The following is a 13,601-nucleotide window of genomic DNA, read 5'->3' on the forward strand; positions in this document are numbered from 1 at the left end:
GTAGGGTCGCTGCATGCCTCAGACGATCGCGGCGCGGTACGAGCTGCTGGAGGTGCTCGGCCGGGGCGGGATGGGCGCGGTGTGGCGCGCCCGCGACCGGACCCTCGACCGCGACGTGGCGGTGAAGGAGGTGTCGCTGCCGCAGGGCCTGGACGGCGCGGCGGTCGAGCGCCTGTACGCGCGGACGTTCCGGGAGGCGCGGTCGGCGGCGCGGCTCGACCATCCGGGCATCGTGACGGTCTACGACGTCGTCGAGGAGGACGGCCGGCCGTGGATCGTGATGCAGCTCGTCCGGGCGGAGGGCCTCGACCGGGTCATCGCGCGGGAGGGGCCGCTGCCGCCGGCGCGGGTCGCCGCGATCGGGCTCGACCTGCTGGACGCCCTCGGCGCCGCGCACGCCGCCGGCGTCGTGCACCGCGACGTCAAGCCGGGGAACGTGCTGCTGCCGCCCGGCCGGGCCGTCCTCACCGACTTCGGCATCGCGACCGTGGCGGGCGACGAGACGCTCACCCAGGCGGGCGCGATCGTCGGGTCGCCCGCGTACCTGGCGCCCGAGCAGGCCCGGCACCAGAAGGCGACGCCGGCGTCGGACCTGTGGTCACTGGGCGCGACGCTGTACGCCGCCGTCGAGGCCCGCCCCCCGTTCGGGCGCCCGGACGTGTGGGGCGTGATGGCCGCCGTCCTGTCCGACGACCCGGACCCGCTGCGCCTCGCCGGCCCGCTGACGCCCGTCCTGCACGGGCTGCTGCGCAAGGATCCCGGGCAGCGGATGGGCGCCGGGGAGGCCGGACGGCTGCTCCGCCAGGCCGCGCAAGCCGTACCGGGGCCCGGGGCCGCGCCCGCCGGGCCGCCGCACAACCGGACGCTGGACCCGCGTCCGGCCGGCCCGACAACGGTCCCGCCGCCGCCCGCACCGCCGCGACACGTCCCGTGGCCGCTGCTCGTGCCCGCCGGGATCTTCGCGGCCGCGCTGGTGGCCGCCATCGTCGCGGTCGTGCTGTTCACCAACGGGGACGAGAACCGGAGCGGGGAGGGCGGGCCGGGGACGTCGTCGACCGCATCGGGCACGTCGTCGCCCGGGACGGCCTCGGTGCCGGCGGGGTACCGCCCGTACAAGGGGGCGTCGTTCACCGCCGCCGTCCCCGAGGGCTGGAAGGCGGAGCCCGAGGGCGACGACGTGACGTTCCGGGACCCGGCGAAGGGCCTCGTGCGCGGGCTGGCGTTCCAGCGGCTCGGCTCGTCCTTCCAGAGCCCCGGGGACGGTCTCGCGTCCGCCATCGGCCAGATGAAGAACGACTCGGGCAGCTACCCGGGGTTCAGGCAGGAGAGCTTCGACCGGAACGTCCCCTACAAGTACGGGCCGGCGGCCGAACTGCAGTTCACCTTCACCAAGAACGGCACGCCCAGCCGCGCGCGCGTGCGGGTGTTCAAGTCCGCCGGCGTCTTCTACCAGGTCCTGCTGGTGACCGAGCAGGCGCACTGGGACGAGAGCGTCGCCTACTACGAGACGTTCCTGCAGAGCATGACCATGACGGGCTAGCGGTACTGCCCGCACGGGCTAGCCGTACTGCCCGCGCGGGCTAGCCGCGGGACTCCTCGAAGAGGGTGCGGGCCCTGGCCTCGGCCTCGTTGAGCGCCTTGACGTGCCGGGGCGCGAGTTCCTCCACGCAGCGGGTCATCTCCTCGGTGACATGGCTGAACGCGCTCTCCTCCGCGCCGCGCAGCGCCGCCCGGACGGTGGCCGACCGGGCGCCGAGCGCCGCCCACTCCAGCTCCAGCCGCGCCACGGCCTCGTCGAACGCCCGGGACGTCTCGGCGCCCGCGCTCCGCAGCTCGTCCGGAACCGGCCCCCGCCCGGCCTTGCGGGCGTGGCCGGACAGGGTCGAGATGCGGCTGGCCAGCGTCAGGCCCTCGCGGGCGAGCGGCAGCACGTCGTGGATCAGGTCGGTGACCGCCTTGGCGAGCTCCTCGACCCGAGTGAGGAGGGTCTGCGTCGACTCCTCCAGCGCCGCGGAGGTCCGTTCGGCGACCAGTTCGGCGACGTCCTGCTGCTGTTTGGACAGCACCGGGACGACGTCGCGGTCCAGCAGCCGGCGCAGCTCCCGCTGCCGGGCGCCGTGCTCGCCGGGCCCGGCCTGCCCGGCCCAGTCGGCCCAGACCCGCTCGATGCGCTCGGCCCCGGACGCGGCGATCTCCGCCGTGATCTCCTCCAGGGCCTCGCCCACCCGGGCCTTCAGCCGGTCCACCCGGCCGTAGAGCGCCTCGCGCTTGAACGGGTCGTTGAGCTCGTTGAGCTGCGCCTGCAGTCGACGGGACACGTCGATCGCGTGCTCTGCCAGGGGGACGAGGCGGTCGGCGAGCTCGTCGAGCGTCGCCGCCCGGCGGGGGTCGGTCAGCTCGGCCACCCATGCGGGAAGGTCGTGCGCCATGGCCCCCATGCTGCCACCGACCGCCCCGCGACACCGGCCGCCGCGCCCGGCGCGCCACGTCCGGAAGACCGAAAAGCCGGATCGGCACGGGTAAGTGTGTCTGGACGGGCGGTGATCAGGGTAGCGTGGCTCGCCGTGGCGGGCTATTCCGATGACCTGCGTCTCGCGCACGTGCTGGCGGACGGGGCCGACGACATCACGACCAGGCGTTTCCGCGCCCTCGATCTCGACATCGAGACCAAGCCGGACCTGACGCCGGTCAGCGACGCCGACCGCAGCGTGGAGGAGCAGATCCGCGGCACGCTGAAGCGGGCCCGCCCGCGCGACGCGGTGCTCGGCGAGGAGTACGGCAAGACCGGGTACGGGAACCGCTGCTGGATCATCGACCCGATCGACGCGACGAAGAACTTCGTGCGCGGCGTCCCGGTGTGGGCGACGCTGATCGCGCTGATGGAGAACGACGAGATCGTCGTCGGCGTCGTGTCGGCCCCGGCGCTGAACCGGCGCTGGTGGGCGGCGCGCGGCGGCGGCGCCTGGACGGGCCGCAGCCTCACCCGGGCCAGCCGCATGAACGTGTCGGCGGTGAGCGAGCTGTCCGACGCGTCCCTGTCGTTCTCCAGCCTCGGCGGCTGGGAGGAGCAGGGCCGCCTCACCCATTTCCTCGACCTGACCCGGTCGGTGTGGCGGACGCGGGCGTTCGGCGACTTCTGGTCGCACATGATGGTCGCCGAGGGCGCCGTCGACATCTCCGCCGAGCCGGAGGTCTCCCTGTGGGACCTCGCCGCGCTCCAGGTCATCGTGGAGGAGGCCGGCGGCATGTTCACCGACCTGTCCGGCGTCCCCGGCCCGGACGGCGGCAGCGTCGTCTGCACGAACGGCCGCCTCCACGCCGAGGTCCTGCGCAACCTCGGCGGCGGCCAGCTCTCCCTGCGCATCTGACGCCCCGCCGGCCGGGCGCACGTCCCGCGCGGTGCCGCGGCAGGCTTCGCACCGCACGTCAGGGGGTACCCCTTCCGGAGCGGTGTCGGCACCCGGAAGGCAAAAGGCTGCCTGGCATTGGCTTTCGGGGCGACTCGCGACATATCGTGGAACAGCGGTCGCGGGACGGCCGTTGTCCTAGATGGGCGGCCCGTAACGGAGGTACCAGATGTCGACCCAGACCAAGGTAGTGATCGGCGGAGTCGTCGTCGGCTTCCTGACCCTGTTCGTCTTCCCCTGGTGGCTGAGCGCGCTGATCATCCTCGGCGTCCTCGGCGCACCGCTCGTCGGGTACATGATGCTCGACCCGTCCCAGCGCAAGCGGGTGCGGTCGCAGGGGCGCAAGCGCCTGGGGAGCTGACCGCGGCGCACCGCTAGGGTGCGGGTGTGGCGGAGACGAGGGTCGGGGTCGTCGGCGCGGGGATTCTCGGGCTGGCGATCGCGCGCCGGCTGACGCGGACGCGCCCTGACGTGGAGGTCACGGTCCTCGACAAGGAGGACCGTGTCGCGGCCCATCAGACGGGCCGCAACAGCGGCGTCGCGCACGCGGGCCTGTACTACGCCCCGGGCTCGCTGAAGGCGACGCTGTGCAGGCGCGGGATCGGCCTGCTCAAGGAGTACTGCACCGACCGGAAGCTTCCCTACGAGGAGTGCGGCAAGGTCGTCGTCGCCCGTGACGCGTCCGAACTGGCCGCCCTGGACGAGATCGAGCGGCGCGCGGCGGCCAACGGGGTTCCGGGGCTGCGGCGCCTGACCGGCGGCGGGCTGCGGGAGATCGAGCCGCACGCCGCCGGGGTGGCGGCGCTGCACTCCCCCACCACCGCGATCGTCGACTTCCCGGCGGTCGCCCGCGCGTTCGCCGACGACGTCGCCGAGGGCGGCGGCCGGGTCAGGCTCGGCTTCGAGGTCGTCCGCCTCGGGCGGGCCGGTGACCGTGTCACGGTCGCGTCCCCGCAGGAGGAGCTGGTGTTCGACCGGCTCGTCGTGTGCGCCGGGCTCCAGTCGGACCGGGTGGCGCGGCTGGCCGGCGACTCACCGGCACCGGCGATCATCCCGTTCCGGGGCGAGTACTACCGGCTCGTCCCGTCCCGGACCGAGCTGGTCCGCGGCCTCATCTACCCCGTGCCCGACCCCCGCTACCCGTTCCTCGGCGTGCACTTCACGCGCCGCGTGGACGGCGGCGTGGACGTCGGCCCGAACGCCGTCCTGGCGCTGGCCAGGGAGGGGTACCGGCGGCGCGACGTCCGGCCGGCCGACGTGTGGGAGACGGTCCGCTGGCCCGGCTTCCGGCGGCTGGCGCGGCGGCACTGGCGCACGGGCGCGAAGGAGCTGTACGGGTCGGCGGTCAAGCGGGCGTTCGTCGCCGAGGCGCGCGGCTTCGTCCCGGAGCTGACGGCGGCGGACGTCGTCGCGGCGCCCGCCGGGGTCCGCGCGCAGGCGGTGGACCCCGACGGCTCGCTGGTCGACGACTTCCGCATCGGGCGCGTCGGCCCGGTCGTGACCGTCCGCAACGCCCCGTCCCCGGCGGCGACGTCCTCCCTGGCCATCGCCGAGCACGTGGCCGGGCGGCTCTAGGTTCGGGCGGCTCTAGGCGGCGCTCAGTCCCAGAGCTTGCGGACGTCGCCGCGCGGGTCGGTGACGGTCGCGTCGCCCGGCCCGTCGAACATCCGCACCGCCCGCGTGGACGGGTCGAAGCGCTCCCAGCCGGGGTCGCCGGTGGCGGCGAAGCCGACCCAGTGGCGGTGCATCCGGTCGGCGAGCGCCTGCGGCGGGTTCGGCCCGGTCAGCCCGTCCGGCTCGGCGGTCAGGTTGTCGAAGACGAACCCCAGCTCCAGCGCGTGGCAGGCGCCGAGGCCGTGGTTCGGCGACCGCCAGGCGAACTCGTACATCCAGGTGCGCCCGCCGGACGCGGCGTGCCCGGCGGCGGCGCGGTTCGCGGGGATCCGGAACAGGTGGTCGGTGATGATCGTCGCCATCAGCTCGCCGGCCGTCATGTCCGGGTGGCGGTCGCGGTAGGCGGCGGGCAGCCCGGCCGGGACGCCCATCCCGGCGGTGACCATGCCCACGATCTCGTGGGTGAGCTGGGCCGCGAGACCGGTCGGCATCAGGAAGAACCGGAACTCCTCGGAGGTGTAGCCGGTGAGGAGGTCGACGTCGCGGCCGGCGCCGGCGGCGATGGCGTCCTGCGGGCGGCGGGCGAGCAGCTCGCCGTCCAGGACCGGGGTGAGGGACATGCCGCCCGCGGCCGTGGTGGCGCCCCAGCGGCCCGGGTCCGGAACCATCGTGACCTCGGCGGCGACGGACGCCTGCGCGGGCAGGATCGCGGCCGGGTCGAGCGCGGCGAACGCCGCCGCGGTCGGCTCGATGCCGAGCCGCGCGGCCATCTCCTTGGTGACGAGCAGGGCGTCGTCCGGGTCCTGCGCGATGTGCCCGGCGCCGCTCTGCGCGATCGCGCGCCGGAACAGCCCGAGGTCGAGGGACACGAGGGTGGTGACGCTCATCCCGCCCGCGGACTCGCCGAAGACGGTGACGTTGCCCGGGTCGCCGCCGAACCCGGCGATGTTGTCGCGGACCCATTCCAGCGCGGCGATCTGGTCGAGCAGCCCGCGGTTGCACGGGGCGCCGGGCAGGTTCGCGAAGCCCTCGACGCCGAGCCGGTAGTTGATCGTCACGCAGACGACGCCGTCGCGGGCGAAGTTGTGCCCGTCGTAGACGGGCACGGCCCCGGACCCGTTCCGGAACGCGCCGCCGTGGATCCACACCATGACGGGCAGCCCCGCCCCGCCGGGCTCGGGCGTCCAGACGTTGAGGTTGAGGCAGTCCTCGCCGGGGGTCGTGGGCTCGGGCAGCAGCATGTCGTACGGCCTGGGATAGCCGGGCTTGGGCGCGGTCGGCCCGTACTCGAAGGCGTCGCGGACGCCGTCCCACGGCTCGGGCGGGCGCGGTGCCCGGAAGCGGTTCGGGCCGAACGGGGGCGCGGCGTAGGGGACGCCGAGGAAGGCGGTGACGCCGTCCCGTGCCCTGCCGCGCACCTTCCCGTGGGACGTCTGGACGACCGCCTCCATGCCGCGCCTCCGGTTCTAGAACGAAATTCGACAAACCGGAGCGTACGGGACGGACGCGCCCGGCGGAATGCCGCTCATCCCCCGGTGCGCGGAGCGGGGTGGAGCATGCGGGTGAGGTAGCCGCGGGCGAACGCGCGGACGGCGTCGTCCCCGTCCAGCGCGAGCCCGCCGCCGGGGACGAGCAGCAGCGACACCGCGAGCCGCAGCAGCACCTCGGCGACCGTGTTGTGGTCCTCGGCGCCGCCGGGGCGGGCCCGGCGCAGCCGGTCGGCGAGGATGTCGCGGGCGGCGAGCATCACCGCGCCCCCGTTCATGCTGAGCTGCGGGACGAACGCCTCCGGCTCGCTCTCCAGCACGCGCCGCGTCAGCGGGTGCGTGCGGGCGCTGCGCAGCCCGACCACGAACCCCTCCACCACGGCGTCCTCGGCGGACGGCAGGCCCTCGGTGGCCTCGGAGATCGCGGTGAGGAACCGGTGGCACTCCCGCAGGATCACCGCCTGGAGCAGCTGCTCCTTGTTGGTGAACCGCCGGTAGATGGTGGTGCGCGCGACCCCGGCCCGCTTGGCGACGTCCTCGACGCTGACCCGGCGCAGCCCGTAGGTCTCGAACTCGGCGAGCGCCGCGTCCAGGATGCGGGTGTCGAGGTCGTCGGCGCCGCCCTCCGGCGCGGCCAGCCGCGCCAGCAGCTCGTCCGGGGACGTGGCATCCATGGTCATGACCAGCACCTTAACGGGATCGGGGCGTCCGGCTCCTGGCGCCGGACGATACAGAGCTACAATAATCGTCGATCTGTACTTCTGTCTCCTCATCGCGGCGGTGCCCATGACCGACCAGGCCGAGACCCAGGCCGAGACCCAGCCCCCGGCCCCGCTCGGACCGGGCTCGCTGACCTGGCGCTACTTCGGCGACACCCGGATGCTGCTGGTCGGGCCCCGGGCCGCCGTCCTGCAGAACATGCTGCCCGCGCTGGGCCAGGGCGTCCTGGACCACTCGGTGTTCTTCTCCGAGACGTTCGCACGGGTGAAGCGGTCCGCCGGGCCGATCCTGGACACCGTGTACGGCGCGGAGCGGTCCGCCGAGACGGGTCGCAAGGTCCGCGACTACCACCGCGACATCAAGGGGACGATGCCGGACGGCACCCGCTACCACGCGCTCGACCCCGAGACCTACTACTGGGCGCACGCGACCTTCCTCGACACCATGCTCTACGGGATCGAGACGTTCATCCGGCCCCTCAGCGACGCGGAGAAGCGCCGCATCTACGACGAGTCGAAGACCTGGTTCCGCATGTACGGGGTCAGCGACCGCGCCATGCCGGCGGACTGGGCGGAGTTCCAGGTGTACTGGAAGCGGATGCTGGACGAGGAGATCGTCCCGCACAAGACCGCCCGGTACGGCGTCGGCTACACCAAGAAGGGCCTGCCGAGGCCGAAGCAGGTCCCGGCACCGCTATGGCGCGCGGTCTCACCGCCGCTGAACGCGATCGCCCGCTTCATCACGGTGGGCGGCCTGCACCCCCGCATGCGCGATCTGCTGGACCTGCCCTGGACCGCCGCCGACGAGCGCCGCTACCGCCGGTTCGCCGCAGCCGTAAGGGCGGGAAACCGGGCGTGGCCGCTGCTACCGGAGTCGGCCCGCTACCTCCCCCAAGCCCGCCGCGCCTTCCGCAAGACCCGCCCCCACCGAAGTTGACCTGCGGCGTGTTGTTGTTATGGAGTGGCTCATAACAACAACACGCCGCAGATCAACGTCAGCTCGTGGAGCGGATGCGGGCGTCGTAGTTCTTGCGGGCGTCGGGGTCGTAGTCCAGGAAGATCTTGTCCAGGCCCAGGCGGCTGGTCGTTGCGCGGCGCAGACGCTCGGGGAGCAGCGCGCCCAGCCTTACCTGCCTGCCGAGCTTTTTCGGGACCGCCACCTGCGGGCGCGGCCTGCCGATCAGCTCGACGACGGCCGCGGCGATGTCCTCCGGCTCGCAGTTCTTCTGCCCCTTCGGGCTGCGCGTCCCGGCGACCAGGTCGGTGTTGGTGAACGTCGGCAGGACGGCGCCGACGTGCACGCCCCTGTCCCGCACCTCCAGCCGGGTCGCCTCGGTGAACGCGAGGACGGCGGCCTTGCTGGCGTTGTAGAGGGCGAGGCCGGGGGTGAACATGACGCCGGCGATCGACGCGATGTTGACGATGTGCCCGGACCCGCGCGGCAGCATCCGGCCGAGGGCGAGCTTGGTGCCGAGCATGACGCCGTGCACGTTGATGTCGATGCAGCGGCGGGCGTCGGCGTCGCTCTCGTCGGTGACCGGCCCGATCGGCATGATCCCGGCGTTGTTGACCAGGACGTCGAGCGGCCCGGCGGCCTCTTCGACCCGGTCGAGGAACGCGGTGAACGACTCGCGGGACGTGACGTCCACGACGAGGCCGGTGACGCCCAGCGACTCGGCGGCCTCGGTGACTGCGGCCTCGTCGATGTCGCCGATGACGACGGTCGCGCCCTTCGCCTTCAGCGCGCGGGCCGTGGCTAGCCCGATCCCCCGCGCGGCCCCGGTGATGGCGATGACCTTGCTCATGGCTGCTCCTTATGTGGGGGGGCGACCCCCCGCGCCCCCCGGTTCGCTTCGCTCATTACGGTTCCAAGCGGTCCAGCCGGACGGGGAGCCCGTCCTTCGGCGAAGGTAGGGACGTGGTGTCCAGGGGCCATTCGTAGCGCGCCGGGACGCTCCACCGGTAGCGCTGGAGCACCTGGTGCAGGATCGTCTTGACCTGCATCCCCGCGAAGTACATCCCGATGCACTTGTGCGCGCCGCCGCCGAACGGCGCCCACGCGTACTTGTGGACCTTGTCCTCGCGGCGCTCCGGGGAGAACCGGCCGGGGTCGAAGGCGTCCGGGTCGGGCCACCACTGCGGCATGTGGTGATTGCTGAGCATCGGCACGACGACGAGGGAGCCGGCCGGGATGTGGAAGCCGAGGACGGAGGTGTCCTTGACGACCTTGCGGGGCAGCGCCGGGACGGGCGGCAGCATCCGCAGCGACTCCTTCATCACCATGTCGATGCCGGTGAAGGAGTCGAGGTCGTCGTAGCCGGGCTGCGGCCTGCCGAGGGCGAGGGACTCCTCGCGCAGCCGCTCCTGCCATTCGGGGTACTTGGCCAGGTAGTAGGACATCGTCGTCAGCGTGATGGTGGTGGTGTCGTGCGCCGCCATCAGCGCGAAGATCATGTGGTTGACGACGTCCTCGTCGGTGAACCGCTCGCCGTCGTCGGTCTCGGCCGCGCACAGCGCCGCGAACAGGTCGTCGCCGCCGTCGCGGCGCTTGGCGGGCAGGTGCCGGTAGAAGAACTCCTCCAGCACCTTGCGGGCCTGGAGCCCCTTGTGCCAGCGCAGCCCGGGGACAGGGAACCGCACGTAGGCCGTCCCCGCGCGGACGGCGTCGATGAACGCGCCGTTCACCCGCGAGCGCTCGGCGTCGTCCAGCTCGACGCCCATGAAGACGTCCACGGCAAGGTCGAGGGTGAGCTTCTTGATGTGGTCGTACACCTTGAAGCCGGGGCCGGGCTCCCACGACTCGACGCCCTTGACGATGCCGGGCGCCATCGCCTCCATGTACGCCTGGAGCCGCGGGCGGGTGAACGCCTCCTGCATGATGCGGCGGTGGTGCAGGTGCTCCTCGAAGTCCAGCATCATGATGCCGCGGGTGAAGAACGGGCCGATGAAGTAGCTCCAGGCGGGCCCGTTCGCGAACGCCTTGTCCCGGTTGACCAGGACGGCCTGGGCCGCCTCGGGCCCCTGGACGGTGACGGTGCGCTGCCCGAGCAGCCACCCCCAGGCGACGGGCCCGTACTGGTCGTAGCGCTTGCGGGCCATCCCGATCGGGTCGCGCATCACCGCGAGCGTGCTGCCGATGTACGGGACGCCGGGCACGCCGGGGACCGGTTTCAGGCCGCTGCCCTGCGGCGGCGGCGCGAGGACGCTCGTCATGACCCCTCCGGACGCGTGCAACAAATAAGCGAAATCTGTTGCTTTGTTCTAACGTAGCGGGCGCCCGTAAGTCCAGACTTATCCGCGGTGACTTGCGCGTCAGCGCGGTCAGCGCGCCTCGCGGGCCGCCCGGACGCGGAGCAGCCGCCGCCGCGCGGTCTCGGTGAGCGGCCGGTAGGCGCCCGCCTTGTCCCGGTAGTAGACCGGCCCGTCCCCGGCGGCGGGGACGCCCTCGTCCCGCAGCGGCGCGATCCGCAGCCGCCCGCCGGTCGTGACCGGCATCTCGTCCACGACCCGGACGAGCGCGGGCCGCAGCCCCGGCTCCACCCGCAGCAGCGCCTCGGAGATGTCGATCGGCTTGAGCGTCTCTTCCGAGGAGGGGCGACCCCCCACGCCTCCCGCCCGGCTCCGCCGGGAGCGTGTGCCGGTGCCGCGCAGGCCGACGGCCGCGGCGGCCAGTTCGGTGCCGCCCACGGGGATCCCGTAGACGGCGACGGTGTCGACGTAGGGGAGATCACCGAGCGCGTCCCGGATCGGGCCGGGCGGGACGATGCCCTCCGCCGTGCGGATCAGCTCGGTCTCCCGCCCGACGAGCCAGTAGTCGCCGTCGGCGTCGCGCCGGAACAGGTCCCCGGTGATCGTCCAGGCGTCCTCGGGCCGGAACACGCCCCGCACCGGGCGCGCCGCCGCACCGATCGCCGAGAGCCGGACGCGGGCGAGCAGCATGCCGATCTCGCCCGGCTCGCAGCGGACCGCGAACCCGTCCGGCCCCTCGGCCAGGCGCCCGCTCTCCAGGTCGTAGCGGGCGAGCCGCACGTGCGCGCTGCCCGGCAGCGGCCGCCCGAGCGAGCCGGGCTTCTTGCCGCTCAGGTTGACCAGCACCGCCTCGCCCTCCGTCGAGGCGTAGAACTCCAGGACCCGCGCGGGCGCGAACCGGTCCTCGACCCGCCGCCACAGGCCGCGCGGCATCCCCGACCCGATGAACAGCCGGACGGCGTGGTGCCGCTCGGCCGGGTTCGGCGGCGCGTTCACCAGGTCGCGCAGCAGCGTCCACGTGTAGGACGCGACGGTGACGCCGTAGCGGCGCGCCTCGTCCCAGAACGTCTCCGGATCGTAGGCACTGGCAAGAGCAAGCCGGGCGCCGCCGGCGACCGCGCCGCCGAGGCTCATCAGCAGCGCGGACGGATGCTGCAGCGGCGTGATGCTGTAGACGGTGTCGGACGGGGACAGCGCGGCCGACGACGCCGTCCCGAACGCCGACAGCGCCCACCGCCGGTTGGTGATCCGGCTGGCCCGCAGATGCTCCCCGTCCCCCCGGAAGACGACGAACGCGAGATCGCCGGCGCGTCCCGGATTCGGCCGGTACCACCCCGGCAGCTCCACCTGCTCCGGGTCGATGCGCTCCATGTCCACGAGGGAGCCGCGGTCGCCGCGCCCGATCCCGCCGAGCAGGTACCCCTGGACGTCCGCGAGCCTCCCGGCGAGTTCCGCGTGCTCGGGATCGGCGATGACCCGCGTCACCTGGCTGAGCCGGGCCTCCGCCGCGGGATCGCCGTCGGGGCGGAGCAGCACCGCGACGGCGCCGAGCCGGCTGAGGGCCGCGACGAGCGCCAGCGCGGTCGGCCGGGTCCCCATCAGCACGCCGACCGCGTCACCGCGCCGCACACCGATGTGGATCAGCCCGCGCACGACGGCGTCGACGCGCCGCTTGGCCGCGTCGTGGGTGTGCGCGCGCCCCTGGTACAGGAAGAAGACCTCGCCGGGCCGGTGCCGCGCCTGCTCGTCCAGGAGCAGCCCCATCGACATCCGCGTGTCGGACTGGATGCGCTCCAGCCGCGCCAGCCGCGGCAGGTTCTGCGCGGCCTCCCCGCTCAGCTGCCGGCTGCCGTGCACGACCTGCGCGGCGGTCCGGAACGCCGACCTCGCGGCGCTCGTCCCGATGCCCATCGCCAGGTGCAGCCCGTAGCCGGCCGGTCCGCCGGGCAGGTCGGCGGTCGCGGCCTCCTCGTCCCCGGCCACGGGCACGACGATCTCCGGGAGCTCGTCCTTGCCCTCCCGCCACAGCGCCCACGACGCGACGGCGGGCCAGGTCTGCGCGATCGCGAGGCTGCCCACGACGAGCCCGAAGTGCCCGGCCCGCAGCGACGCCTCGTACACCTGGGCGCGCGGCGCGGCCCGCCGGATGCCGCGCACCATCGGCGGCGAGGCGATCTCGTCGACCTCGCCGACGAACGTGAGCACCGGGCAGGTGATGTCGGCGAGCGCGACGAGCCGGTCCCCGATGACGAACCCGCCCGTGAGCATCCGGTTGTGCTGGATGAACTGGCGGAGGAACTCGGCGAGCGCGGGCCCGGGCCACGACACCCACCCCTCCCGCTCCAGGAACCGGCGCTGCCGCTCGCGCGGCGCGAGCCGTTCCCGGTCGTGCAGTTGCAGGATGAAGTCGACCCGCGACCGCACGGACTTGACCGGGCTGAGGACCTGGAAGCCGAGCCGCGTCACCCACCCCGGCACGGCGAACCCGCCGAGCACCCAGTCGGGGATCCGCTCGACGCCCTCCGAGGCGAGCCGGCCGGGCAGCCCGAAGGGCAGCCCCTGGCTCGTGTCGGACGGGCTGCCGAACGTCACGATCGACGCGATGCCCTCGCTGCGCCGGCAGGCCGCCGCCTGGTAGACGAACATGCCGCCCTGCGAGTACCCGGCGAGATGGACGTCCCTGCCCGTCGCCCTCCGGATCCGGTCGACCGCGTCACTCACCGCCAGCACATGGTCGCTGATGGTCCGCTCGAGTCCCCCGGGTTCCCGCTCGGGCGCCCCGAAGTCGACGACCCACGGGTCGACCCCGAGATCGTGCAGCACCTTCACCGCGCTGACCCGCGAGGAGATGTCGTACACCTCCGCGGTGATCATCAGCGGCGGGACGAGCAGCATCACCGGCCCGCCCGCCGCCTCCGGGAAGTAGTGCCGCAGCCGGTACACCCGCTGCTCGGTCACGACCTCGCAGGGGGACGCGTCCTCGCCGGTGTCGAACCCCCCGAAGCGGGCGACCTCCAGGGCGTTCTGGGCGGTGGATCCCAGGCGGGCGCCCAGGCGGAACAGCGTTCTGGCAACAGACGGCATCGTCGACCTCTCGCAGCGTCAACGCCATGGTGTCCTGTTAT

11 protein-coding genes are annotated in these 13,601 nt (G+C 73.5%); 5 read left to right on the top strand and 6 right to left on the bottom strand.

Going from position 1 to position 13,601, the window contains the following annotated elements; all coding sequences use genetic code 11:
* The first annotated feature begins 13 nt into the window (after positions 1 to 13).
* The gene (locus ABZ806_RS05415) at positions 14 to 1,540 is read left to right on the top strand and encodes a serine/threonine-protein kinase (protein WP_500215587.1); all 1,527 of its coding nucleotides are present in this window, start codon (positions 14 to 16) and stop codon (positions 1,538 to 1,540) included.
* 40 nt (positions 1,541 to 1,580) lie between these two features.
* Here ABZ806_RS05415 and ABZ806_RS05420 read toward each other — a convergent pair whose 3' ends face one another.
* The gene (locus ABZ806_RS05420; RefSeq protein ID WP_500215589.1) at positions 1,581 to 2,429 is read right to left on the bottom strand and encodes a hypothetical protein; all 849 of its coding nucleotides are present in this window, start codon (positions 2,427 to 2,429) and stop codon (positions 1,581 to 1,583) included.
* Positions 2,430 to 2,564: 135 nt separating this feature from the next.
* Between ABZ806_RS05420 and hisN the strand changes: the two genes are divergently transcribed.
* From hisN to lhgD, 3 genes are all read left to right on the top strand, one after another.
* Positions 2,565 to 3,368 carry a histidinol-phosphatase gene (gene hisN, locus ABZ806_RS05425; RefSeq protein ID WP_500215591.1) on the top strand — a complete coding sequence of 268 codons (804 nt, stop codon included), beginning with the start codon at positions 2,565 to 2,567 and terminating at the stop codon, positions 3,366 to 3,368.
* 208 nt (positions 3,369 to 3,576) lie between these two features.
* Positions 3,577 to 3,768 carry a tail-anchor membrane protein gene (locus ABZ806_RS05430; protein WP_138639205.1) on the top strand — a complete coding sequence of 64 codons (192 nt, stop codon included), beginning with the start codon at positions 3,577 to 3,579 and terminating at the stop codon, positions 3,766 to 3,768.
* Between the two features lie 26 nt (positions 3,769 to 3,794).
* Entirely contained in the window at positions 3,795 to 4,982 is a 1,188-nt protein-coding gene (lhgD, locus tag ABZ806_RS05435; RefSeq protein ID WP_500215593.1) for an L-2-hydroxyglutarate dehydrogenase, read from the top strand.
* A gap of 23 nt (positions 4,983 to 5,005) precedes the next feature.
* Here the strand turns inward: lhgD and ABZ806_RS05440 are convergent, their stop codons facing one another.
* The gene (locus tag ABZ806_RS05440) at positions 5,006 to 6,472 is read right to left on the bottom strand and encodes a carboxylesterase/lipase family protein (protein ID WP_500215595.1); all 1,467 of its coding nucleotides are present in this window, start codon (positions 6,470 to 6,472) and stop codon (positions 5,006 to 5,008) included.
* Between the two features lie 74 nt (positions 6,473 to 6,546).
* Positions 6,547 to 7,188, bottom strand: a complete 642-nt coding sequence (locus ABZ806_RS05445; RefSeq protein ID WP_500215597.1) for a TetR/AcrR family transcriptional regulator — start codon at positions 7,186 to 7,188, stop codon at positions 6,547 to 6,549.
* A 106-nt stretch (positions 7,189 to 7,294) separates the two neighbouring features.
* Here ABZ806_RS05445 and ABZ806_RS05450 point away from each other — a divergent pair, with 106 nt between their 5' ends.
* Positions 7,295 to 8,164, top strand: coding sequence for an oxygenase MpaB family protein (locus ABZ806_RS05450; RefSeq protein WP_500215599.1), 870 nt, complete (start codon positions 7,295 to 7,297; stop codon positions 8,162 to 8,164).
* A 58-nt stretch (positions 8,165 to 8,222) separates the two neighbouring features.
* On the opposite strand, the gene ABZ806_RS05455 is transcribed toward ABZ806_RS05450, so the two are convergent.
* From ABZ806_RS05455 to ABZ806_RS05465, 3 genes are all read right to left on the bottom strand, one after another.
* Complete coding sequence (locus tag ABZ806_RS05455) at positions 8,223 to 9,032, bottom strand: SDR family oxidoreductase (RefSeq protein WP_500215602.1); 810 nt, start codon at positions 9,030 to 9,032, stop codon at positions 8,223 to 8,225.
* 55 nt (positions 9,033 to 9,087) lie between these two features.
* Positions 9,088 to 10,440 carry a cytochrome P450 gene (locus ABZ806_RS05460; protein WP_500215604.1) on the bottom strand — a complete coding sequence of 451 codons (1,353 nt, stop codon included), beginning with the start codon at positions 10,438 to 10,440 and terminating at the stop codon, positions 9,088 to 9,090.
* Positions 10,441 to 10,548: 108 nt separating this feature from the next.
* Positions 10,549 to 13,560 (bottom strand): AMP-binding protein, encoded by a 3,012-nt coding sequence (locus tag ABZ806_RS05465; RefSeq protein WP_500215606.1) that lies wholly within the window; start codon positions 13,558 to 13,560, stop codon positions 10,549 to 10,551.
* Between the last annotated feature and the right edge of the window lie 41 nt (positions 13,561 to 13,601).

It is taken from the genome of Spirillospora sp. NPDC047418 (assembly GCF_040643275.1).
Classification (GTDB): domain Bacteria; phylum Actinomycetota; class Actinomycetes; order Streptosporangiales; family Streptosporangiaceae; genus Spirillospora.